We start from the raw sequence: 23,845 nt of genomic DNA on the forward strand, positions 1-23,845 counted from the left end.
CTTTTCCGGCGGATTTCGGCCGGTCTCGACCCGTTTTGGGACGAAATTCAGGCGAATCGGTTCGAATTTCATCAATCGTTCATCCTAGCCGGGAAAATACCCCGCGGTCGCAGCGCAGGTGAACGCCGCAACCAACCCTTGGTTGCGGCTGCCGTTAATCTTTTTCCACATGGTTAACACCTGTGACGTATGGGCAACTATGCCGGGTCTGCCGCACGTTTTCGCCCCTGAGGCGAGAAGCTGACCCAGGGTCCCGGCAGCCGCGAAAGGTCGCATTTTTACCGCGTTGTTGTTGTATTCGGCGGTCTGTGATCCAATATTGTCATGCAACCGGTGCATCCCGCACCGCCAATGCCACTGATGGAGAGTTTGATGGCTGAATACGACACCCTGCGTCAGGCCCAGGCCCGGACGGGTGCCGCTACCCGCGCCCAGATTGATGTGGGTCTGCGCGAATACATGAACAAGGTTTATGGCATCATGGCGACCGGCCTGCTGGTCACTGCTGCCTCGGCCTATGGTCTGCATTCGCTGGCGGTCGGCCCTGACGGAACCCTGACCGAGATCGGCCGCATGGTTTACACCTCGCCGCTGAAATGGGTCCTGATGTTCGCGCCGCTGCTGGTGGTTTTCGCCTTTGGCGCCGCCGTCTACCGCCTGTCCACGCAGGCCGCGACCTTCATTTTCTACGGCTTCGCCGCGCTGATGGGCGCGTCGCTGAGCTGGATCTTCCTGCGCTATACCGGCGTATCGATCACCACCACCTTCGTGGCCACCGCCGCGGGCTTCGCCGGTCTGTCGCTGTATGGCTACACCACCAAGCGTGACCTGTCGGGGATGGGGTCTTTCCTGATGATGGGCCTGATCGGGCTGATTATCGCCTCGATCGTGAACATCTTCCTGCAATCGGGCGCGATGCAATTCGCGATCTCGGTGATCGGGGTGCTGATCTTCGCCGGCCTGACCGCGTTCGACACCCAGAACATCAAGAACACCTATATCCAGCTGGCCCATTCCGACCGTGAATTCCTGGGCAAGACTGCGATCCTGGGTGCGCTGAACCTGTATCTGGACTTCCTGAACCTGTTCATGTTCCTGCTGCAATTCATGGGCAACTCGAACGACAACTGATCGTTCGGACATGACCATCCGGCCCGCCAGCGCAATCTGGCGGGCCTTTTTCATGGCCGGCGGTCCGTCGCCGCAAGTCATAACCCTCATTGTGAATGCAGCTTTGCCGTGATCTGCTGGACCTGTGACAGCTTAGGAGGATCCGATGACCACCCCCCAATCCGACGACAAGCGCCCCCAGCCCGACCCGGCCGAGGACAACGCCTTCTTCCCCTCGCCCTATTCGCTGGGGCAGTTCACCTCGGCCAAGTCGAACCTCAGCGGGGCGGATTATCCGAACGCCTACACCGGCGGGCGTTGGAAGATCTTGGTGATCGGCGCGGACGAGCGTTACCTGCTGACCGATAACGGCACGATGTTTTCCACCGGCAACCACCCGGTCGAAACGCTGCTGCCGATGTATCACATGGACAAGGCGGGCTTTCAGTTCGACATCGCCACCCTGTCCGGCAACCCGGTCAAGTTCGAGCTGTGGGCCATGCCCCGCGAGGACAAGGAAATCACCGGCCTGTTCGACAAGTATCGCGACCAGATCAAGCAGCCGCTGAAACTGGCCGATGTGGTCGACACGCTTGGCCCCGATTCCGATTATATCGGCGTCTTCATCCCCGGCGGACATGGCGCGCTGATCGGCCTGCCCGAAAGCGAGGATGTGGCCGCCGCGCTGGAATGGGCGCAGGCGAACGACAAATTCGTCATCTCGCTGTGCCACGGCCCGGCGGCGTTTCTGGCGGTGGGCGAGGACAGCGATCTTTTCCGCGGCTATCAGATCTGCGCCTTCCCCGACACGCTGGACGCGCAGACGCCCGACATCGGCTATATGCCCGGCCACCTGACCTGGAAATTCGGCGAGGAGCTGAAGAAGATGGGCTTCGAGATCCTGAACAAGGACATCTCGGGCGCCGTGCACAAGGACCGCAAGATGCTGACCGGCGACAGCCCGCTGGCGGGCAATGCGCTTGGCCAATTGGCAGCGGCAGAGCTGCTGGCCGAAGCCGGAAAATAACCCCTGCTCCGGGGCCGTCACACGCGCGCGCCCCGGACCTACCCGCGAGCATGACATGAGCGAGAACTGGCCCGAAGGCTTCGCCTATTACCCCGACGCCCTGACCGAGGCCGAGGAATCCGATCTGCTGGCTTTCATCGAGACGCTGAACCTCGGCCCCTTCGTTTTTCAGGGCAATCCGTCGCTGCGCCATGTGCGCAATTTCGGCGTGGATTTCGATTACGAGCGCAAGATTGCCGTCGAGGCCCCGCCGATTCCCGATGCCTTCAACACCGTTCTGGACCGGGTGGCCGCGCTGACCGGCACCCCGCGCGGAGATCTGGCCGAGCTGCTGGTGACGCGCTATCCGCCCGGCGCGTCGATCACCTGGCACCGCGACTCGCGCCCGTTCGAGGCGATTTTCGGGGTCTCGCTGGAAAGTGATGCGCCGCTGAAATTGCGTCCCGCGAACCCCAAGAACGCCAAGCCGATCCTGACCGTGCCAGTGGCGCGGCGGTCGGTCTATGCGCTGACCGGCGCGGCGCGCAGCAAATGGCTGCATCATGTGCCGCCGGTCAAGGAAACCCGCGTGTCCCTGACCATCCGCACCCTGCGGCCGGGGCTGGAAATCCACCCGGCCGCCGATCTGGCGCAGTATCAGGTGCCGGGGCAGGACGGTTAAGCCCTGCCCTCGCCTGTTACGGCCATTCCTTTGCGACCATGGTCAGCACGTCATATTGGGCAACGACCTCCTCGCGCTGATTGGTGACGCGGCAATCCCAGCGGACTTCGGCATGGCCCGCGCCCTCGCGCGGGTTGATTTCCTTGCAGGTCAGGCGCACGCGCAGGGTGTCGCCAAAATAGACCGGGGTCAGGAAACGCAGGTTATCCACGCCGTAATTGGCCAGCACCGGACCCGGATCGGGATCGACGAACAGGCCCGCCGCGAAAGACGCGATCAGATAGCCATGCGCCACCCGGTCATCGAAGAACGGGTTCGCCTTGGCGGCCTCGCTGTCCATATGGGCATAGAAAGTATCGCCGGTGAAATGGGCGAAATGTTCCACATCCGCCTCGGTCACCTCGCGCGCCTCGGTCACGATCTGGTCGCCGATGCGCAGTTCCGCCACGGATTTGCGGAACGGGTGTATGCCCGCGCGGGTATCAGCACCCTCGGACCAGATGCCGGTGACCGCGCTCAGCAGGCGCGGCGCGCCTTGGATGGCCGTGCGCTGCATGTAATGCTTCACGGCGCGCATACCGCCCAGCTCCTCGCCACCGCCCGCGCGGCCCGGACCGCCATGGACCAACGGCGCCAGCGGAGAGCCATGCCCGGTCGAGGACTTCGCCGAGCGCCGGTTGCCGATCAACACGCGCCCATGCATGGGCGCCATGCCCAGCACCATCTCCTGCGCGACCTCCGGGCTATCGGTGAAGACCGAGGCCACAAGCGAGCCTTTGCCGCGATGGGTCAGCGCCACGGCCTGATCCACGCTGTCATAAGGCATCAGGGTGACGACCGGGCCGAAGGCCTCGACATCATTGGCCGCCGCGTTCAGCGGGTCATCGGCCAGCAGCACCACCGGGTTGATGAACGCCCCTTTTTCGGCATCGCCCGAGGCGACGCGCACGTCATCGGGGTCGCCCAGCACGATCCGGGCGCTGGCTTGCAGGTCCTTGATGCGGTCGCGGACTTCCTCGCGCTGCTCCAGACTGGCCAGCGGCCCCATGCGGGTGCCTTCGACCGCCGGATCGCCCGCGACATTCTTCGCCAGCTTCTCGCCAAGCGCGGCGATCACGGCATCCACATGCTGGGCGGGCACGATGGCGCGGCGGATAGCGGTGCATTTCTGGCCCGCCTTGGTGGTGATCTCGCGCTGGATTTCGCGGACGAACAGATCGAATTCCTCGGTCCCCGGCCCGGCATCCGGCCCCAGAACCGAGGCGTTCAGGCTGTCCGCCTCCATCGTGAAGCGGACCGAGTTCTCGACCACGGCGGGCGCGGTCTTCAGCATCCGCCCGGTCGCGGCGGAGCCGGTGAAGGTCACCACGTCCTGACAGGTCACATGGTCCAGCATGTCCCCGGCCGAGCCGGAGATCAGCTGCAAGGCCCCCTCGGGCAGGATGCCCATGGCGGCGATGCGGCGGACCATCAGCTCGGTCAGATAGGCCGTCTGGCTGGCCGGCTTGACGATGGTGGGCATCCCCGCGATCAGCGTCGGCGCGATCTTTTCCAGCATCCCCCAGATCGGGAAGTTGAAGGCGTTGATATGGATCGCCACGCCCTGCAAGGGCGTCAGGATATGCTGGCCCGAGAAGCTCGAATCCTTCGACAGCGGCTCGACCGCGCCGTCGGGGATGATCTTCGCGTTCGGCAGTTCGCGCCGCGCCTTCGAGGCCAGCGTCAGAAGCGTGCCGATACCGCCTTCGATATCGACCCAGCCATCGGCGCGCGTGGCCCCGGTCCACAGGCTTTCGGCGTAGAAATCCTCCTTCTGCTCCAACAGCTTCAGGCCGATTTCCTTCAGCATCAGGGCGCGCTGATGGATGGTCATGGCGCGCAGGGCCGGCCCGCCCTTCTCGCGCCCGTATTCCAGCGCCGCCCCGTAATCGAGGCCCGATGCGTCGATCAGCGCCACCACCTCGCCGGTGGCGGCGTTCAGCAGCGGCTTGCCGTCGCGGCTGCCCCTGCGCCATGCGCCGCCGACATAGGATTGCAGCACGCGGGGCGTGTCCTGGAGAGTCATCGCATTTCCTTTCAGGCCAGGCCCATCGGCAGCAGCAGGTCACGAACCCGCTGCGTCCAGATCTGGCGCAGTTTTTCATTCTCGGTATGGCGCAGCCCAAAGCGCGCCAGTGTATCGAAGCGTTTCGAACCCGCCTGCCCGAAGGTCGCCTCGACTTTCGGCATCCAGTATTGGATGGCGGCCACGGCCTCGGCGCGGCCGTCGTCGCGGGCGACGATCTGGCGCAGCCCGTTCAGGCCCAGCTCGACATGGCGGGCCTCGCGCGGGGCGATTTCGCGGAAGGTGTCGGCGAGGGGGGCGTAGCTGACGCGCTTCATCTCATCCAGTTGCACGACCGTCGCCAGCCCCATCAGCACGTTCAGGACCACGGCATCGACATAGCCCTGAACGGGGTAATGAAAGACCGACAGCCGCATGTCGTCGCCGCGCCGGGCGGCGGCCAGATCGGCGTCACGCGCGACCCGCGCGGCCCATTCGTGGCGGTCGTCATAGCGCCGGGTATCGGCGCCGAATTCGCCCATCACCGCCAGCACCCGGCCCGCATGGTCCAGCTTTTCGGCGGTGATCTTCGCCGCCGCGATCCGGTTCCCGATGCCGGGCGCGTCGTTGATGGTGTCGGCAAAGCCCGCCGCCCCTGCCAGTTCGCTGTCGACGAAAGACGCCATCAACCGCAGCAATTCTCCGCGATAGCGGGGCGGCACGTTGCCGGGCGAGGTCAGCTTGCCGCCCTGCGCCAGATAGTCCTCGATGGTCATATCGTTCATCGCCGTCCCCTATTCATCATAGCTGACGACGATGCGGTCGGTCAGCGGATAGCACTGGCAGGTCAGGACATAGCCCTGCGCGACCTCGTAATCTTCCAGCGCGTGGTTGATGGCCATCTCGGCCTCGCCTTCCAGAACCTTGGCGCGGCAGGTCGAACAGACCCCGGCCTTGCAGGCGTAAGGCACATCCATATCGGCGGCGAGCGCCGCATCCAGCAGGCTTTCGCCCTGTTTCGGCATCCTGAAGGCGCGGGTGGCCCCGTCCAGCGTCACCACTGCCTCGGTCATGTCGCCGGCATGCACCGCGTCCTTGCTGACAGCTTTTTTCTTCGCCCGGCCGGGCTGGCCCGAGGCGAACAGTTCGAACTTGATCTGCGCCTCGTCCAGACCGGCCTTTTTCAGGCTGTCGGCAATGGTCAGCATCATCGGCTCGGGTCCGCAGATGAAGGCTGTATCGACCGAGGCCGGGTCGATCCAGTTTTCGAACAAGGCCGTCATCTTTTCGGCGTCGATCCGGCCGGTGAACAGGTCGATCTCCTGCCCCTCGGTTTCCAGAATGTGAATGACCGAGAGCCGCCCGAGATAGCTGTTCTTCAGATCCTCCAGCTCCTCGCGGAACATGATCGAGTTGATGCCGCGATTGGCGTAAACCAGCGTGAACTGCGATTTCGGCTCGCGCGACAGCGTGGTCTTGATGATCGACAGCAGCGGCGTGATCCCCGAGCCGCCGGCGAAGCCCAGATATTGGCGCGCGGCGGAGGGGTTGATCTCGGTGAAGAAGCGGCCCATCGGCGGCATCGCCTCGATGGTCATGCCGGGTGCCAGTTCCTCATTCGCCCAGGTCGAGAAGGCGCCGCCATCGACGCGCTTGATGCCGACGCGGAGGAAGCCTTCGTCCCGCCCGGCGCAGATGGAATAGCTGCGGCGCAACTCCTCGCCATCGAAGCTGTGGCGGAAGGTCAGGTATTGGCCTTGGGTGAAATCGAAGGCCGCCGCGTCTTCCGGGCGAGGGCGAAGCGTCACCACCACCGCGTCGCGGGTGTCGCGCCGGATATCGGTGATCTGAAGCGGCAGGAAGCGTGACATGGCGGTTCCTCTAGTGGCACTTGAAATAATCGAAGGGTTCAAGACAGGCATTGCAGACCCAGCTGGCCTTGCAGGGGGTCGATCCGAACTGGCTGACCCGGCGGGTGTCGTTCGACTGGCAGCGCGGGCAGGCCACCACCAGATTGGATCCGGTCAGCGCGCCGACGCGGGTCAGCACGTGACCGTCGGCGCCGGTGCCGTCGATCGGCGGGGCGATGCCGAAGGCGCGCAGCTTCTCGCGGCCGGCATCGCTGATCCAGTCGGTGGTCCAGGCGGGCGACAGGCGGCGTTCCAGCCGGATCTGATCGATGCCCTTGGCGCGCAGATGGTTCTCTATATCGAGGTTGATCACCGCCGTCGCCGGGCAGCCCGAATAGGTGGGCGTGACGGTGACGACCAGCGTATTGCCCTGCCAGCCGACATCGCGGATAATGCCCAGATCGGTCAGCGAAATCACCGGAATCTCCGGGTCGGGGACTTCGGCCAGCCAGTCCCATATCTGGGCGATGGCGGGGCGCATCCTACCAGCTCGCGCCGGGATAGGCGCGCTGCAGGAACTGCATTTCCGCCAGGATATAGCCCAGATGCTCGGTATGGGTGCCCTGCTTGCCGCCCTTATGGGCAAAGCTGCTTTCGGGGCGCTTCAGCGTGGCCTGCGCAAGCACCGCATCGACGGTGTCGTCCCAGGGCTTGCGCAGGCTGGCCGGGTCGGGCGCGATCCCCGCCGCTGCCATGGTCACATCGGTGGCATCGCTGGCAAACATCTCCTGCGCATAGCCCCATTGGTCGTCCAATGCCGCCTGCATCCGGGCATGGCTTTCCGCAGTCCCGTCGCCGAGCGCGATCACCTGCTCGGCAGAGCGTTCGAGGTGATAGCTGACCTCTTTCAAAGCCTTCTGGGCGATTTCGGCGACGCGCGGATCGGCGGAACCGGTCAGCGCCCGCAACTGGAGGAAATGGAAGGCGTCGAACAGGAATTGCCGCATCAGCGTCGCGCCGAAATCGCCGTTCGGGCGTTCGACCAGCAGCAGGTTGCGGAAATCCCAGGCGTCGCGCAGATAGGCCAGATCGTCGGCCGAGCGGCCCTTGCCCTCGACCTCGCCGGCCAGTCCCAGCCACAGCGCCGTCTGCCCGATCAGATCCAGCGCGATATTCGACATCGCGATGTCTTCCTCCAGCACCGGGCCATGGCCGCACCATTCCGAATTCCGGTGCCCGAGGATCAGGGCATTGTCGCCCATCCGCAGCAGGAACTCGACGAAGGCATCCTGATCGGCGTCCGCGGCGGGGGCATGCGCCCCGCCCTGCCCCGCCTGCCGGGCCAAACCTTCGGCATCCGGGGTCATCATGTCGGGAAGCGACGGCATCACATATGCCCCACTTCGTCGGGAATGTCGTAGAAGGTCGGGTGGCGGTAAACCTTGTCATTCGAGGGCTCGAACAGCGGGCCTTTTTCCGACGGGCTGGACGCCGCGATGTCGACCGATTTCACCACCCAGATCGAGACCCCCTCGTTCCGGCGGGTGTAAACGTCGCGGGCGTGCTTGATCGCCATATCCGCATCCGGCGCGTGCAGGCTGCCGACATGGCGGTGGTTCAACCCGTGCTGCCCACGGATAAAGACTTCCCAAAGGGGCCATTCGCTGGACATTCGGATCTCCTCCCATTGCCCTGGCTTCAACTCTGGACGGCGGGCCGCCCGGCTTTTTTGCGCGTTATTCGGCGGCGACCGCGCGGGCGGCCTTTTTCTTCGCATGGGCGACCATGGCGTCGCGATACCAGGCCCCGTCCTCCCACGCCTTCACGCGGGCGCCGAGGCGTTCCTTGTTGCAGGGACCGTTGCCCTTAAGCACCTGATAGAACTCGTCCCAATCGGGTTCGCTGAAATCGTAACCACCCTTTTCCTCGTTCCATTTCAGGTTCGGATCGGGGACGGTCAGGCCCAGATATTCGGCCTGCGGCACGGTCTGGTCGACGAATTTCTGGCGCAGTTCGTCATTGCTGTTCATCTTGATCTTCCATGCCATCGACTGCACGGAATGCACGCTGTCCTTGTCGGACGGCCCGAACATCATCAGCGAGGGATACCAGAGCCGGTTCAGCGCATCCTGCGCCATCCGCTTCTGCTCGGGCGTGCCGGTGGCCATCTTCATCATGATGGCGTAGCCCTGCCGCTGGTGGAAGCTTTCTTCCTTGCAGATGCGGATCATCGCCCGGCTATAGGGACCATAGGAGGTCCGTTGCAGCGGCACCTGATTCATGATCGCCGCGCCATCGACCAGCCAGCCGACCGCGCCCATATCAGCCCAGGTCAGCGTCGGGTAGTTGAAGATCGAGGAATATTTCATCTCCCCCGAATGCAGCTTCTCCAGCAGCTGGTCGCGACTGACACCCAGCGTTTCGGCGGCGCAATAGAGGTAAAGCCCGTGCCCCGCCTCGTCCTGCACCTTGGCCAGCAGGATCTGCTTGCGTTCCAGCGTCGGCGCGCGGGTGATCCAGTTGCCTTCCGGCAATTGGCCGACGATCTCGGAATGGGCGTGCTGGCCGATCTGGCGGATCAGCGTCTTGCGATAGCCTTCCGGCATCCATTCCTTCGGCTCGATCTTCTCGCCGCGGTCGATACGCTCCTGAAAGGCGATGTCCTCCGGGGTCAGTTCGGCCTGCGACTTGCCTTCGGATTTGACGAGCTGTGCATACATGGCAATTCCTCCTCAGACGCGTTCGATAATGATGGCGATCCCCTGCCCCACGCCCACACACATGGCGCAAAGCGCATAGCGACCGCCCGTGCGGTGCAGCTGATACATCGCCGTCGTCACCAGCCGGGCGCCCGACATGCCCAGCGGATGGCCAAGCGCGATCGCACCCCCGTTCGGATTAACATGGGCCGAATCGTCGGGAAGTCCAAGATCACGCAAGGTCGCAAGCGCCTGGGATGCAAAAGCCTCGTTCAGTTCGATCACGTCCATCTGGTCGATGGTCAGCCCGGCCCGCGCCAGAACCTTCCTGGCGGCGGGCGCCGGCCCGATGCCCATGATGCGGGGTTCCACCCCCGCCGCCGCCATGGCGACGATCCGGGCCCTGGGCGTCAGCCCGTGTTTCGCGGCGGCCTCGGCATTGGCGATCAGCAGCGCGCAGGCCCCATCATTCACGCCCGAGGCATTGCCGGCGGTGACGCTCAGATCGGGGCCATTCACGCCCTTAAGGCGTGCAAGCTGTTCCGCCGTCGTGCCGGGGCGCGGATGTTCGTCGGTATCGACGGTGATCGGTTCGCCCTTCTTCTGCGGGATCACCACCGGCACGATTTCCTCGGCGAAAACGCCCGCTTTGTGGGCCGCATCCCAGCGCGCCTGACTGCGGGCGGCAAAGGCGTCCTGATCCTCGCGGCTGATATGGAAATCCTCGGCCACGTTATCGGCGGTCTGCGGCATTGAATCGATGCCGTATTGCGCCTTCATCTTCGGGTTCACGAAGCGCCAGCCGATGGTGGTGTCATAGACCGCGTTGCTGCGGCTGAAGGCGCTGTCAGCCTTGGGCATCACGAAGGGGGCGCGGGTCATGCTTTCGACCCCGCCGGCGATCATCAGGTCGCAATCGCCCGCCCGGATCGCCCGCCCGGCCATGCCGACCGCATCCATGCCCGAGCCGCAGAGCCGGTTCACCGTCGTCCCCGGCAGATCGACCGGCAGTCCGGCCAGCAGCGCCGCCATACGGCCGACATTGCGGTTGTCTTCGCCCGCCTGATTGGCGCAGCCATAGATCAGGTCATCGACCTCGGCCCAGTTCACGCCGGGATTGCGCGCCATCAGCGCCGCCAGCGGCACCGCCGCCAGATCGTCGGCACGCACGGCGCTGAGCGCGCCAGCATAGCGCCCGATCGGCGTGCGGACCGCATCACAGATGAATGCCTCGGCCATGACTTCCCCCTCATCTTCCGGTCTGCGGAACTCTCGTTCTTTGACCGACCGTTCGGTTATTTATACGCCGATTCGACGTTTCGGCAACGATATATTTCGCCCGTAGCTTTGACGCGGCCCGGCGTCGCCCCACGCCTCGGGCATTGGACAGGGACCATCCGCAGTCCGAGCCTGATTACACAGCAACATCGCCCATTTCCGAGGCCCACCTGCCGGCTCTTCGCGAAAGCGCGAGGAAATCGGTCTGCAGCCGGAAAGCGTGATATATAAAGCGTGATATATAAAGCGGGATATATGCTGCGCCCGACCCCGTGTTTTCGCCAAGCTTCGCTCAACGCCGGCCGATTTGGTCCCCTGCTGTGGATCGGCGGCGCAGGGCGAAACGGTGGCCGGACCCCATTTCACCGCTTCGTCAGCACATGCCCCGGACAGCATGACGGGAAAAAAGGATCGACCGCGGGTGCAAGACCGACCTGTTTGGAGACGGCCCAGTAAAGGATCGCCGACCGAGGCAGCTCTCACCGGCAACCGGCGATAGAGGCGGATCTCACCGGCAACCGACGATTTTTCCACGTGGGCTTGCCCCAGCGCGCGCAGCACTCGCGTCGGGCGGGCACAATAATCGCCCTGTCCGTCACCCCGGGGGCGCCGATGCCCGATCGTTCAGGCTTCAGATACCCCTCGCCTCGGCTGTCGGCAGATCCGGTCAGGCCCAGTCCAACGCCGCGCCGCTGACACGATTTCGACCCGCGCTTTTGCTCTGGTAAAGCAGCCTGTCGGCTTCCTCGAACCAGCGGGACATGGTCATGCCCGGCGCGCAGCGGCTGCTGCACACCCCGGCGCTGATGGTCACGACCTGCGCGCAGGACGAGCCGCGATGCGGGATCGCCAGCGCCTCGACCCGCGCACGCAACATTTCGGCCAGATGCATCGCCCCGTCGAGATCGGTGCAGGGCAGCACGCAGGCAAACTCCTCGCCCCCGTAGCGCGCACAAAGATCACCCCCCCTCCGCATCGCGCCGCCCAACCCGGCCGCCACCGCGCGCAGGCAGTCATCACCCTCAAGATGTCCGTAAAAATCGTTGAATTGCTTGAAGTAATCGATATCCACCAGGATGATCGACAGGTGTTCCTGCGCCCGCGCGACCCGCGTCATCTCCTCGGCGAACAGGGTTTCGAGCATTCGTCGGTTGCCCAGCCCGGTCAGCGGATCGACAAGCGCGAGACTGGCCAGCTGATCGCGCATCTGTTTCATGCCGATGTGATTGCCGACCCGGCGGCGCAAGCTGGCCGGCTGGACCGGCTTGGTCACATAGTCGATCGCACCGGCGGACAAGCCTTCGATTTCGGCTTCGGTCGCATCGAGCCCGGTGGTGAAGATGACCGGCACATTCGCCAGGTCCGGGTCCTTCTTGAGCCGCCGGCAGGTTTCATAGCCATCCAGCCCCGGCATCATCACGTCCAGCAGGATAAGGTCCAGCGACGTTTTTTTCGCAATCCCGATGGCCTGTTCGCCCGATCGCGCGAACAGGATCTCGTAATCCTCCTCCAGCATGGCGCCGATCAGCTCGATATTCGCAATCTCGTCGTCGACGATCATGACGATGGGTCTGCCGCTCATGCCGAGAGGTCCTTTCGCGCGTCATGGGTGGGGTCCCGCGCATCCAGCAGGGCGAGGGCGGCGTCATAATCCAGGCGCTGGATCGCCTCGCCGATGGGGTCGAGGTCACGTTCGCCGGGCGACATGCCCATCACCGCGGCATAGTCATGAAAGCCGCGCCGTGCCGACAGGCTCTGGCGGCTGATCAGGTCGCGCAAACTGTCGCGCGCATGAATCGCTGTCGCCAGATCGACGATCCGATCCGATGGCTGGGCGTCGCCCGTAACCGGTTCAGGCGCCACGGCGAGACCTCCCAGCCGGTCGACCGCAGCAATGGCGGGGCGAATGGCATCGTCCAGCTCCAGAAGCAGATCCGTCATCCGGTTTTCGCGCCCCGAACGCAGGTTGTCCTCGATCTCGCGCGCGACGGTGGCGACCTGCGCCAGTTCCAGTGATGCCGCCACCCCGCGCAGACCATGGGCAAGCCGGGCGGCATCCTCGGTCAGACCCCCCTCGAGAAGTCCGGCGATGCGCCCGCAAACATCGGCATAGTTCTGCCCGAAGCCGAGGATCAGCCTGCGCAGCAGCGCCTGCTTGCCATTCACCCGCGCGAGCGCGGCGGGAAGGTCAAACGGCCAGAGCGCATCGGGCAGAAACACGCCCGCAGCCGGCGCCGCCGCAACGAGGGGAGCCGGCGCCATTGCAGCCCGTGGCGACAGCCAGCGTTCCAGCACCTGCAGCAGGACCGGCGGATCGACGGGTTTCGAGACGTGGTCGTTCATCCCCGCCTCGAGGCAGCGCAGGCGGTCTTCCTCATAGGCATGGGCGGTCATCGCGATGATCGGAAGGGCCTCGGCCGGCCAGGTCTGGCGGATTCGGCGGGTCGCGGCGACGCCGTCCATTTCCGGCATCTGCACATCCATCAGCACAGCCGCATAGGTCACCTCGCACGCCTCCAGCCGTTCGCAGGCGATACGACCGTTTTCGGCGCAATCGACCAACAGCCCCGCATCCTGCAGCAATTCGACGGCGATCTCTCGGTTGATCTCATTATCCTCGGCGAGCAGGACGCGCAGCCCGTGCAGCGCGGTGGGCAACGGGGCGGTGCCATCCGCGGCATCAGCCGGCGCCGACGTCGCGGGGTCGTCCGACCGGGTCGGAAACAGTTCGTTCAGCGCGACATAAAGCCGGTCGGCATCGACGGGCTTGTTGATGAACGCGCCGACATTCTGACCCGCGCCCTGCTGGATACATTCATCCAGATCATAGGCGGTCATCATCACCGTCACCGGAGGGCTGGCGATCTCGGCCGAGGCACGCATCATTTCAAGGGTTTCGAACCCGTCTATACCCGGCATCTTCCAGTCGAGGAGCAACAGGTCATAAGGGCGCCCCTCGGCCTCGGCGAGTTGCAGCATCTCGATCACGCGGGCGCCCGACGCCGCGAGGTCGGCCTGCATGCTCCACCGCGCGAATATCTCCTGGATGATCTGGCGGGCGGCGGGATTGTCGTCGCCGACGAGAACGCGCAGCCATTTCAACTCGGGGCTGAGGTCCGGCGCCCGGCGCGCGCGGCTGGCGGCGATCCGCATCCGCACGAGGAAGGTGAAGGTGCTGCCCTTCGCCGGCTGGCTGTCGACCCGAATCCAGCCATTCATCTGCTCGACGATCTGACGGCAGATCGCCAGCCCGAGGCCGGTGCCGCCAAACCGTCGCGTGGTCGAGGCGTCGGCCTGCGCGAAGGAGTTGAACAGCATCGCCTGCTGATCCACGGTCATGCCGATGCCGGTATCGCGCACCGCGCAGAGAATGCCCGCAACCCCATCGATCAGCTCGACCATCTCGACGGTCAGCACGATCCGCCCCTCGGCGGTGAACTTGATCGCGTTGCTCAGCAGGTTCAGCACCACCTGATTGAAGCGCATGTCATCGCCGATCAGTGCCGAGGGAAGCTTGCTGTCGATCTGCAACTCGACCCGCAACCCCTTCCCATGGGCGGTTTCGGAGACCATCTGCAACTGGCTTCCGATCGCCGCCCGCGGGTCGAATTCGCGTTCGTCGAATTCCAGCTTGCCGGCCTCGATCTTGGAGAAATCCAGCACATCGTTGATGAGTCGCAGCAGCGAGACGCCTGCCGAGTTGATCTTGCCGACCTGGTCCTTCTGCCGCGGCTCGAGCGCGGCGCGCTGCAGCAGATGCGAGAAGCCGATAATCGCGTTGATCGGGGTGCGGATTTCGTGGCTGACATTGGCAAGGAACATGCTTTTGGCGCGGCTGGCGGCCTCCGCCTCGCGCGTCCGCTCCTCCAGCGCGGCGCCCTTCTGCACCAATTCGTCGCTGAGGGTCGCCATCTGCTCGAAGGTCTGGCGCAGCATGTCGACCACCCAGACCAGCACCACCATCTGAAACACCACGATCAGCGCATGCAGCATCACGCGCGCCAGATCGCCCGCGCCGGGAAAGACGGCGTAGGGCAACAGATACAGCAGAATCAGATGATGCAGCGCCGTCACCACCGCGCCGAGGAAAACCGTACTGCGGTCGAACCAGGCGATGTTCAGCGCCAGCACGGCGAAGAAATACATGTGCATGTCCATCTGCCAAGGATGGCCGGCAAAGAGGACAAGCAGAAGCGCCGGTTCACCGATCAGCACCACGGTGGCGATATTGCGGGTGACGGGGGCTGTTCCGAAGCGCAGATAAGTCAGGTGATAGATCAGCGCCAGCAGCGTCGCGACCGCGACCGCCGTGGGGACCGCAACGGCGCCGTTCCACAGCGCCGCCAATCCCATGACCGGCACATGCGCCCAAAGCAGCCATGCCAGAAGGACAGCGTATCGCCGACGAAGGGCGTCAAATTCGGCGATCATGGCTGGTCCTTCCGCTTCAAGGCGCCACAACCCAGCAGCGTGGGCGAGGGCAGCACCAACCACGCACCCTGCGCGCGCAAGGCTGCGGCGAAATCCGGCCGGCCGGCCATTGCGACCGCCGTGCCGGGCAGCGCGCCAAATCCCGCGATGCCGCCATCGGCGCGCCACACCATGTCGAGGATCTGGGCCGGGCTGCGCCAGGGCGCGGTCAGAATAAGATATTGGCCCGGCACCGCGCCGGTCATCAGCGTTCCCAGCACCAGCCCCGGCAAGCCCAACGCGACCAGCAGCAAGGCAGGCCAAAGCGCCGCGAGGCGAAGGCTGTCGGAATCGGGATCGCGTGCGTTCGCGCCGGCCGCCAGACCGGGCATGCGCGCATGTTCAGGAAGGGCTGCCATCGTTGTCCACTTTGGTCGCTTCGGGGTCGGTCATCGTCCCTTCATCCTTAGCGAGAATACCTAACTGAAAGGTAAGCGAGCGAGCCGAAAGCACGTGGCATTTGAATAGGATTTGATGCGTTTTTCTCCGACCGACGGGCGAGGTCACTCGCGCTGCGGCGGGTAGAGCACGCGTGCCGGCCAGGCGCCGCTGTCCGCGGCCTCCAGCACCAGCTGGACAATCACATCGTGGATCACCTCGCGCGCGATGGTGGGCGGCCGCGTGGTCAACTGGCACAGATACAGCGTGCGATGCAGCACCGAAGCGATGATCGGCAGGTGCAGCACTTCGTCCGCGGTGATCGGAGCGGCGCTGCCGCCGATAATGTCGGGGCGCCCGATCAGGACCATCCTCTCCTCCAGCAAGGGGGTGCGGTCAAGGATCGGCGTCGCCGGGGGTTATAGACCAGTGCCATATCGACATCGGCCGATTGAAGGTGCAGCAGCGTCGTGCCCGACAGGCTTTCCGTCAGCGACAGCCGCAGCCCCGGATGATCCTTCAGGACCCGCCGCGCCAGCACCGTGCCGATGGCCTTCACCGCCGAATAGACCAGTCCCACGGCGACCTCACCAGTGACCGCGCGCTGCGATTCCAGCAGATCCGCGCGCGCATCGTCGATCGAGCGGAGGATCGCGCGGGCATGGGTATAAAGGCGCAGCCCCCCTGCCTTCGGTTCGAGCCTCGGTTGCCGGCCATGGCGCTGCGTATCACCTTCGCCGCCGTCCTGGTCTTCGTCGGGCTGCGGATGCTTGCGGCAAGGCGCAAGCACAGGCGACGCCGTCTGCGCCCGGCGCATGCTGACCGGGTTGATGGCCCCGATGCTGGCCTCGATCCACCTGCCGGCGCTGATCGGCACCGGCTCTGGCAGCTTGATCGGCGCCCCCAATCGGGGTGCGACCAGCCAGCCGCCTGCCGAGGGACGCTGCTGAAGAAGGGTTTCATGCTTCTGCCGCGGCTCCTCGCCGTGCAGTTGGTGCGGCACTGGACCGTCCCACGCAATGCGGCAACGCCGGCGTGCCTGTGCCGGCGTTGCGTTTAGAAGAAATCAGCCGATCGGATCGCCTTCGACCGGGCCTTCCCAGTTCGGTTTCCAACCCAGCGCCGGGGCGACATGCCGAGCGAAGGATTCCAGAATATGCAGGTTGTAGTCCGGCCCCAATTGGCTGGGGATGGTCAGCATCAGCGTATCTGCCAGGGCAATCGCCTCATCCTGCTTCAGCTGTTCGATCAGGCGGTCGGGTTCGTCGGCATAGGTCCGCCCAGAGGTCGACCGGAACCCGTCCATGATCCCATAACTGTCACGCGATTCCGCCCCGCTGCGATGGCCGAAATAGGCGGCATCGGTCTCGTTCATGATCGGAATGATGCTGCGGCTGACAGAAACACGCGGCGCGCCCTTGTGGCCGGCGGCGCGATAGGCTTCCCGGAACCGCAGGATCTGTTCGGCCTGAAGCTCGTGGAAGGGCTGGCCGGTATCTTCCACCAGCGCGGTCGAGGACATCATGTTCAGCCCCAGCCGCCCCGTCCATTCCGCGCTGTCCCGCGTGGCCGAGCCCCACCAGATATGATCGCGCAGACCCGGCGAGCGCGGCTCGATCGGCAGCATCTGGCCCTGCCCGACCAGCGCCGGATTGCCCTTGGCCAGACGCTCGCCGTCGACGGCGCGCAGGAACAGATCGAACTTCTGCCGCGCGATATCGGCGCCGCGCGGGTCGGTCGATCCGGTATAGCCAAAGGTTTCATAGCCGCGCGACGCGGTTTCCGGCGACCCCCGGCTGATGCCCAGCGCCAGCCGGCCATCGGCGATGACATCCAGCGCCGCCGCCTCCTCGGCCAGATAGAGGGGGTTTTCATAGCGCATGTCGATGACGCCGGTACCGACTTCGATCCGCCGGGTTTTGGCGGCGATGGCGGTCAGCAGCGGAATGGGTGCCGCCTGCTGGCGGGCGAAGTGGTGGACGCGGAAATAGGCGCCATTCACGCCCAGCTCCTCGGCACCGACGCCGATCTCGACCGCCTGTTTGATCATGTCGCTGGCCGTAATCGCCTGCGATCCGTAGGAATTGCCGTAATGGCCGAAGCTGAGAAATCCGAAAGCTCTCATGTCCATCTCCTGCCGCCCGTGCGGCTGTTGCGACGCGCCCACCGGACCGGGGCGCCCGGCCTCTCGGACAGAGCGCGCTCGCCATTTCAGGAAGGGTCACTGCGTTACCGTCAGGGCAGCACACCCGATGCAGACCATAAAAGCATCGGCGCGCCGGGCGGGCAGAGCCCATGGCGCGAACCCGGCGTTCGGTTCCGCCGAACCGCACAAGCCATCGGCGAACACGCGGTGGGATGGTTGGCCGCAAAATATCAGCAACCCCAACCCCTTGGCGGATCACGTCCATCTTCCGCCCCGCCGCGGGCGGATGCGGCGCGCTGCATCAGCGTCGCCGCATCCCTTCGCATTGCACTGGCCGATTATCCCAGCCGATAATTCGGGCTTTCCCGCGTGATCTGCACATCATGGACGTGGCTTTCCTTGAGGCCGGCACCGGTGATGCGCACGAACTGGCAGCCGCCGCGCATCTGATCGACCGTGGCGCTGCCGGTATAGCCCATGGCCGCGCGCAGGCCGCCGACCATCTGGTGAATGACCGCGCTGACCGCACCCTTGTAGGGGACCTGGCCCTCGATCCCTTCGGGCACCAGCTTGTCGCTGGCCGCGTCCTTCTGGAAATAGCGGTCGGCAGAGCCGCGTGCCATGGCGCCAAGGCTGCCCATGCCGCGATAGGATTTGAAGCTGCGGCCCTGATACAGGATCACCTCGCCCGGCGATTCATCGGTGCCGGCGATGGCGCTGCCGACCATGGCGCAGCTGGCCCCCGCCGCGATCGCCTTGGCGAAATCACCCGAGAACTTGATGCCGCCATCGGCGATGACCGGCACATCGCCCGCCGCCGCTGCGACATCCATGATCGCGGTCAGCTGCGGCACGCCCACCCCGGCGACGATCCGCGTGGTGCAGATCGACCCCGGACCGATGCCGACCTTCACCGCATCGGCGCCGCCCTTTATCAGCGCTTCGGCCGCGCCCGCAGTGGCGATATTGCCGGCGACGATCTGGATCTCGTTCGAGAAATTGCGCAGCCGTTCCACCGCCATGGCGACGCCTTCGGAATGGCCATGCGCGGTGTCGATCACCACCATGTCGACGCCGGCTTCCACCAGCGCCTTGCTGCGCTCGAAGCCCTCATTGCCGACGGTCGAGGCCGCGCCGACCCGCAGCCGGCCCAGATCGTCCTTGCAGGCGAGCGGATTCAGCACCGATTTCTCGGTATCCTTGAGCGTCAGCAGCCCGGTCAGGTGGCCGCGGCCATCGGTGACCAGCAGCTTCTCGATCCGGCGTTCCTTCATCATCGCGATGGCCTGCGCCCGGTCGGCGGGTTCGCGCAGGATGGCGAGATTCTCCGCCGTCATCATCGCCTTGACCGGGGTGGCATCGTCGCTGGCGAAACGCATGTCGCGGTTCGTCACGATGCCGACGACGCGCCCGTCCTCGTCCACGACCGGAAAGCCGGTGACGTTATAGCGGTCCGCCAGCTTCTTGGCATCGGCCAGCGTCTGGTTCGCGGTCAGGGTGATCGGGTTATAAACGATGCCGCTTTCGAAGCGCTTGACCCGGCGCACCTCGTCGGCCTGCTGCTCGATGGTCAGGTTGCGGTGGACGACGCCCATGCCGCCTGCCTGCGCCATGGCGATGGCCATGCGGCTTTCGGTGACCGTGTCCATGGCCGAACTGACCAGAGGGATGTTCATCCTGATGCCCCGCGTCACGCGCGTGGTCACATCGGCGGTCGAGGGCAGCACATTGGATGCGGCCGGAACCAATAGAACGTCGTCGAAGGTGAGCGCCTCACGAATCTGCATCGCAGCCATCCTTGATAAGGGGGGTTCGTTTGGCAGTTCCCCTTTTCACCTTGTGGGCGGTTTGTAAACCCCGACCCGCGCATAGCTGCCAACCGGCTGCGGCAAGCCGGCGCCTCAGGCAACGGCGGCGTTGGTCCTGACCGCCAGCCGGCCGCGCGCCCAGTCACGCAGGATCAGGAAGGTCAGCGGGATGACGGTCAGCGTCGCCGACACCAGAAGCATCCCGCTCAGGATACGCAGCCCCTCGGACGGGATGGCGGCGTAAAGGGTCCAGAACAGGTCGGCGCTCGCCGCGATCGGAAAGGCGAAGGCGCCCCACAGCGCTGAAAAACCTGCCACCGTCAGCCAGCGCCACGCCAGCACCCCGGCCAGCAGCATCAGCCCGACCATCACCGCAGCAACCCCGCCCGCAACGGGATGGCCGGTCAGCACCAGAACGCTGCCGATCAGTGCCAACGGCGCCAGATGAAGGGCCAGCAACGGTCGCAGCGGCGCGGGCCACCGTCCTTCGCGCAATTGCCGCAGCGAGATTGCCCAGATCACCGCTGCCGCCAGCAGGCCGCCCCAGAACAGCATCTCGGCCAGTCGCGGCCAGTCCAGCGGCAGCGCCGCCCGCGCGGCGACAAGCGCCCCTGCCCATTGCAGATGCCAGACCGGGCCGAGCCGGCGGGCATCGCCCGCGCCGCGTGCCAGCACCCGCAGCGCCGTGACGAGCAGCAGAAGATGCAGGACCAGCCCCGCCGCCAGCACGCCGCGCGCCAGATGCGGCAGATAGGCCCCCAGCACGCCGGCCAGTGCATAGACACCCAGCACCCCCGCCGCCGTTCCCATCCGACCGGGAAGGACGGCCAGATCATCGGCCAGCACGGCTGGACGCCAGCACAGCTTGACCGCATAGGCCGTGGCCGCGAACAGAAACAGCGCCACCGCCGCCCCGTCGAGCATCCCTGACAGCCCGGCGGGCAGCGCGAATTGTGCCACCGCCGCCCGCCATGCCAGCGCGAGCGTCAGCAGCCCCAGAATCGGCGCGAAAATCGCCGGAGGCACCCGTCGCCAAAGCCCTCTGGGGGTGGCCTTCGGCATCGCAAATCTTAACCGCTCGGTCATGGAAGCCTCGTTTCGGGGACCTCCCGGATATCGCGCGCAGGTCCAGCCGGTTCAACCGTTGCAAAGGCGACACGGTGACGCAGCTCAGGAACCAGCCGACGCCACGTAATGCAGCCGCTGTGATTGATTCAATTCCACAGCCGTATAGCCTTGCGGTTGAAGCGACAGCCACAGAGGCCGAGCGGGGAGGAAATCATGAAAAAAACCACGATCAGCGCTGCGGCGCTGCTGCTGAGCACCACACCCATTTTCGCCGCCGGGATCGAGCGTTCGACCCAGTCGATCAATATCCTGTTCGAAGAAGGCAACTACGTCGAAACCGGCCTGCAAGTGACCAACCCGGAAGTCAGCGGGCGCGACCTGGCCATCTATGGCGGCCGCAAGACCGGCAATGTCGCGGACGATTTCAACGTGCTGACCTTTGGCTACAAGCACCAGTTCAGCGACCAGTTCTCGGCTGCGCTGATCATCGAGCATCCCTATGGCGCCGATGTCGAATATCCCAATGTCGACACCACCTCGGCGACCAAGGGCTCCTATATGCTGGGTGGCACGAACGCCAATGTCGAAAGCGCGATGATCTCGGTCATCGGGCGTTACAAGTTCAACGAGAACTGGGCCGTCCATGCCGGTCTGCGGGCGTCGAAAGCCTCGGGCGACATCCGGCTGCGCGGTGCGGCCTATTCGACGCTTTCAGGCTATCGCGCGAAGCTCGCCGATGACACCGCGGTCGGCTGGCTGGCCGGCGCGTCCTGGGAACGGCCCGACATCGCCGCCCGTGTCGCGCTGACCTATTATTCGGATATCGACCACGAATTCGACACCCAGGAGTTCATGGGTGCGGTCAAGGTCGCGCAGGGGTCCACCGACGTGACGACCCCGGCCATGCTGGCACTGGATTTCCAGACCGGCGTCGCCCAGGACACGCTGGTCTTTGGCCAGATCCGCCGCACCTACTGGTCGGACTTCACCGTGACCCCGGACTTCTTCGGCCAATATGTCCCCGACGGGCTGGTCAGTCTGGAAGATACCAACACCTACACGCTGGGTGTGGGCCGCAAATTCACCGAGCAGTGGTCGGGCACCGTGGCCTTCACCTATGAACCCACCGGCAAGGACCTGGTGTCGCCGCTGGCGCCCACCAATGGCCGCAAGGGCGTGACGGTTGCCGGGATCTACACCATGGACAAGTGGAAGTTCACCGGCGGCATCAACTACACCAGGCTGGGCGATGCCAAGGCCGAAACCGGCACCCCGGACGCGGCCCGCGCCGACATGAAGGACAACGACGCCGTCAGCCTGGGCCTGCGCGTCGGCTATCGCTTCTGATCGCGCCATCAATGACTTCGGAAAAGCCCCGCCCCCGCGCGGGGCTTTTCTATTGGCGCGGCGCTGCCTAGATTGCGCCCCGAAGGAGACGCCATGATCTATAGCACCGGACAGGATTGGCTTGGCAGCAACCGCAAGCGGGTGCTTCTGTTCGGCATGTCGGGTCTGGGCAAGACCTATCTGTCGAACATGCTGCGGGCGTCGAACGACTGGTTTCATTACAGCATCGATTACCGCATCGGCACCCGCTACATGGGCGAGCTGATCGCCGACAACTTCAAGCGCGAGGCGATGAAGGTCCCCTTCCTGCGCGAGCTTCTGCTGTCGGACAGCGTCTATATCGGCTCGAACATCACCTTCGACAATCTGTCGCCCCTCTCGACCTATCTGGGCAAGCCGGGGTCGGAAACCCGCGGCGGGCTGCCCTTCGACACCTATATGCGCCGCCAGAACGAACATCGGGCGGCGGAAATTGCCTCGCTTCTGGACACGCCCCATTTCATTACCCGGTCCGAGGAAATCTATCGCCTGCCGCATTTCGTCTGCGACAGCGGCGGCTCGATCTGCGAGGTGGTGGACCCCGATGATCCCAACGATCCGGTACTGTCGGCGCTGGAACGTCACCTGCTTATGGTCTGGATCAAGGGCTCGGACGCGCATACGGCGGAACTGGTCCGCCGCTTTGATCGCGCGCCCAAGCCCATGTATTATCAGCCGGAATTTCTGGACAAGGCGTGGCTGGCCTATCGCATGGAAAAGGGCCTGATCGAGGAACAGGTCGATCCCGATGACTTCATCCGCTGGACCTATGCCCGCGCGCTGGCGCATCGCCAGCCGCGATACGAAGCCATGGCCCGGCGCGGCATCACCGTCACCGCCGAGGAAGTTTCCGAAATCCGCAACCCCGCCGGATTCGACGCGCTGATTGCGCGCGCCATCGACCGCCGGACCGAAGACCGAACCGACCGCAAGGAAGCCTGAGATGCCCATCACCCTGCCCAACGACCTGCCCGCCTTCGACATCCTGTCGGATGAAGGCGTCATGGTCATGTCGCCGGGCCGGGCGGCGATGCAGGACATCCGGCCCCTGCGCATCGGGCTGCTGAATCTGATGCCGAAGAAGATCCAGACCGAAAACCAGTTCGCCCGGCTGATCGGCGCCACGCCCCTGCAGATCGACTTTCAGCTGATCCGCATGTCGGATCATGAAAGCCGCAACACCGCCGCCGATCACATGCAGTCCTTCTATCGCACCTTCCGCGAGGTCGAGGCCACGGGCGAGAAATTCGACGGCCTCATCATCACCGGCGCGCCGATCGAACAACTGCCCTTCGAAGCGGTCACCTATTGGGAGGAACTGACCCGCGTCTTCGACTGGACGCAGAGCCATGTGCATTCCACCTTCGGCGTCTGCTGGGGAGCGATGGCCATGGCCTGGCACTTCCACGGGCTGCCCAAGCATGACCTGGACCACAAGGCATTCGGCTGTTTCCGCCACGACAACCGCGCGCCCGCATCGCCCTATCTGCGCGGCTTTTCCGACGACCTGCTGATCCCGGTCAGCCGCTGGACCGAGGTGCGTACCGCCGACGTGGCCGAGCGACCGGGGCTGACCACGCTGGTCGCCTCGGACGAGGTCGGGCCTTGCCTGCTGGAAGACGCGGGCCACCGGGCGCTTTATGTGTTCAACCACCTCGAATACGATTCGACGACGCTCAAGGATGAATATGACCGCGACGTGGCGGCGGGCAAGCGGATCGCGGTGCCGGTGAACTACTATCCTGACGACGACCCTTCGCGGGCGCCCTCGAACCGCTGGCGCAGCCATGCGCATCTGCTTTACGGCAACTGGATCAACGAGATCTACCAGACCACCGAATACGATCTGATGAAAATCGGCACCTGAAGGGGGGTGCCCCGCGCCCCCCTTTTCAGAAGCTTCGCGCCACCGCATAGTAA

22 protein-coding genes are annotated in these 23,845 nt (G+C 64.9%); 6 read left to right on the forward strand and 16 right to left on the reverse strand.

Annotation, left to right across the window (positions count from 1 at the left end):
- Positions 1–372 precede the first annotated feature (372 nt).
- From H1S04_RS05335 to H1S04_RS05345, 3 genes are all read left to right on the forward strand, one after another.
- The gene (locus H1S04_RS05335) at positions 373–1,131 is read left to right on the forward strand and encodes a Bax inhibitor-1/YccA family protein (RefSeq protein ID WP_181744491.1); all 759 of its coding nucleotides are present in this window, start codon (positions 373–375) and stop codon (positions 1,129–1,131) included.
- A gap of 145 nt (positions 1,132–1,276) precedes the next feature.
- Positions 1,277–2,137, forward strand: a complete 861-nt coding sequence (gene hchA / locus H1S04_RS05340; protein WP_181744492.1) for a glyoxalase III HchA — start codon at positions 1,277–1,279, stop codon at positions 2,135–2,137.
- Positions 2,138–2,192: 55 nt separating this feature from the next.
- Positions 2,193–2,798 carry an alpha-ketoglutarate-dependent dioxygenase AlkB gene (locus H1S04_RS05345; protein WP_181744493.1) on the forward strand — a complete coding sequence of 202 codons (606 nt, stop codon included), beginning with the start codon at positions 2,193–2,195 and terminating at the stop codon, positions 2,796–2,798.
- Between the two features lie 16 nt (positions 2,799–2,814).
- Here the strand turns inward: H1S04_RS05345 and paaZ are convergent, their stop codons facing one another.
- The 16 genes from paaZ to H1S04_RS05425 form a co-directional block, all read right to left on the reverse strand.
- Positions 2,815–4,863, reverse strand: coding sequence for a phenylacetic acid degradation bifunctional protein PaaZ (gene paaZ / locus H1S04_RS05350; protein WP_181744494.1), 2,049 nt, complete (start codon positions 4,861–4,863; stop codon positions 2,815–2,817).
- A gap of 11 nt (positions 4,864–4,874) precedes the next feature.
- On the reverse strand, positions 4,875–5,627 hold the full coding sequence (locus H1S04_RS05355; RefSeq protein WP_181744495.1) for a Phenylacetic acid catabolic protein: 753 nt from the start codon (positions 5,625–5,627) through the stop codon (positions 4,875–4,877).
- A gap of 9 nt (positions 5,628–5,636) precedes the next feature.
- Positions 5,637–6,713: a 1,2-phenylacetyl-CoA epoxidase subunit PaaE gene (gene paaE, locus H1S04_RS05360; protein ID WP_181744496.1), complete on the reverse strand. Its 1,077-nt coding sequence runs from the start codon at positions 6,711–6,713 to the stop codon at positions 5,637–5,639.
- Between the two features lie 10 nt (positions 6,714–6,723).
- The gene (paaD, locus tag H1S04_RS05365; protein WP_181744497.1) at positions 6,724–7,233 is read right to left on the reverse strand and encodes a 1,2-phenylacetyl-CoA epoxidase subunit PaaD; all 510 of its coding nucleotides are present in this window, start codon (positions 7,231–7,233) and stop codon (positions 6,724–6,726) included.
- 1 nt (position 7,234) lies between these two features.
- Positions 7,235–8,080, reverse strand: a complete 846-nt coding sequence (paaC, locus tag H1S04_RS05370; RefSeq protein ID WP_181744498.1) for a 1,2-phenylacetyl-CoA epoxidase subunit PaaC — start codon at positions 8,078–8,080, stop codon at positions 7,235–7,237.
- On the reverse strand, positions 8,080–8,364 hold the full coding sequence (gene paaB, locus H1S04_RS05375) for a 1,2-phenylacetyl-CoA epoxidase subunit PaaB (protein WP_181744499.1): 285 nt from the start codon (positions 8,362–8,364) through the stop codon (positions 8,080–8,082). The genes paaC and paaB overlap by 1 nt, the downstream gene beginning before the upstream one ends.
- Positions 8,365–8,428: 64 nt before the next feature.
- Positions 8,429–9,412 carry a 1,2-phenylacetyl-CoA epoxidase subunit PaaA gene (gene paaA, locus H1S04_RS05380; RefSeq protein ID WP_181744500.1) on the reverse strand — a complete coding sequence of 328 codons (984 nt, stop codon included), beginning with the start codon at positions 9,410–9,412 and terminating at the stop codon, positions 8,429–8,431.
- Between the two features lie 12 nt (positions 9,413–9,424).
- A complete protein-coding gene (gene pcaF, locus H1S04_RS05385) occupies positions 9,425–10,630 on the reverse strand; it encodes a 3-oxoadipyl-CoA thiolase (RefSeq protein WP_181744501.1) in 1,206 nt (401 codons plus the stop codon).
- A 706-nt stretch (positions 10,631–11,336) separates the two neighbouring features.
- The gene (locus H1S04_RS05390; protein WP_181744502.1) at positions 11,337–12,251 is read right to left on the reverse strand and encodes a diguanylate cyclase; all 915 of its coding nucleotides are present in this window, start codon (positions 12,249–12,251) and stop codon (positions 11,337–11,339) included.
- On the reverse strand, positions 12,248–15,100 hold the full coding sequence (locus H1S04_RS05395) for a response regulator (RefSeq protein ID WP_181744503.1): 2,853 nt from the start codon (positions 15,098–15,100) through the stop codon (positions 12,248–12,250). Before H1S04_RS05395 ends, H1S04_RS05390 begins: the two co-directional genes overlap by 4 nt.
- Complete coding sequence (locus H1S04_RS05400) at positions 15,097–15,498, reverse strand: hypothetical protein (protein WP_181744504.1); 402 nt, start codon at positions 15,496–15,498, stop codon at positions 15,097–15,099. Before H1S04_RS05400 ends, H1S04_RS05395 begins: the two co-directional genes overlap by 4 nt.
- 144 nt (positions 15,499–15,642) lie before the next feature.
- Positions 15,643–15,888, reverse strand: a complete 246-nt coding sequence (locus tag H1S04_RS05405) for a hypothetical protein (RefSeq protein ID WP_181744505.1) — start codon at positions 15,886–15,888, stop codon at positions 15,643–15,645.
- The gene (locus H1S04_RS05410) at positions 15,879–16,520 is read right to left on the reverse strand and encodes a hypothetical protein (RefSeq protein ID WP_181744506.1); all 642 of its coding nucleotides are present in this window, start codon (positions 16,518–16,520) and stop codon (positions 15,879–15,881) included. Before H1S04_RS05410 ends, H1S04_RS05405 begins: the two co-directional genes overlap by 10 nt.
- Before the next feature lie 63 nt (positions 16,521–16,583).
- Complete coding sequence (locus tag H1S04_RS05415) at positions 16,584–17,642, reverse strand: LLM class flavin-dependent oxidoreductase (protein WP_181744507.1); 1,059 nt, start codon at positions 17,640–17,642, stop codon at positions 16,584–16,586.
- A gap of 359 nt (positions 17,643–18,001) precedes the next feature.
- Positions 18,002–19,450, reverse strand: coding sequence for an IMP dehydrogenase (gene guaB, locus H1S04_RS05420; RefSeq protein ID WP_181744508.1), 1,449 nt, complete (start codon positions 19,448–19,450; stop codon positions 18,002–18,004).
- Between the two features lie 114 nt (positions 19,451–19,564).
- Entirely contained in the window at positions 19,565–20,557 is a 993-nt protein-coding gene (locus H1S04_RS05425; RefSeq protein ID WP_181744509.1) for a tellurium resistance protein, read from the reverse strand.
- Positions 20,558–20,752: 195 nt separating this feature from the next.
- On the opposite strand from H1S04_RS05425, the gene H1S04_RS05430 reads away from it, so the two are divergent.
- From H1S04_RS05430 to metA, 3 genes are all read left to right on the forward strand, one after another.
- Positions 20,753–21,886 (forward strand): OmpP1/FadL family transporter, encoded by a 1,134-nt coding sequence (locus tag H1S04_RS05430; protein WP_181744510.1) that lies wholly within the window; start codon positions 20,753–20,755, stop codon positions 21,884–21,886.
- A 93-nt stretch (positions 21,887–21,979) separates the two neighbouring features.
- On the forward strand, positions 21,980–22,867 hold the full coding sequence (locus H1S04_RS05435; protein WP_181744511.1) for an ATPase: 888 nt from the start codon (positions 21,980–21,982) through the stop codon (positions 22,865–22,867).
- A gap of 1 nt (position 22,868) precedes the next feature.
- Complete coding sequence (gene metA / locus H1S04_RS05440; RefSeq protein ID WP_181744512.1) at positions 22,869–23,792, forward strand: homoserine O-succinyltransferase; 924 nt, start codon at positions 22,869–22,871, stop codon at positions 23,790–23,792.
- The last annotated feature ends 53 nt before the right edge of the window (positions 23,793–23,845 follow it).

Source organism: Paracoccus sp. S1E-3 (genome assembly GCF_013868135.1).
GTDB lineage: Bacteria > Pseudomonadota > Alphaproteobacteria > Rhodobacterales > Rhodobacteraceae > Paracoccus.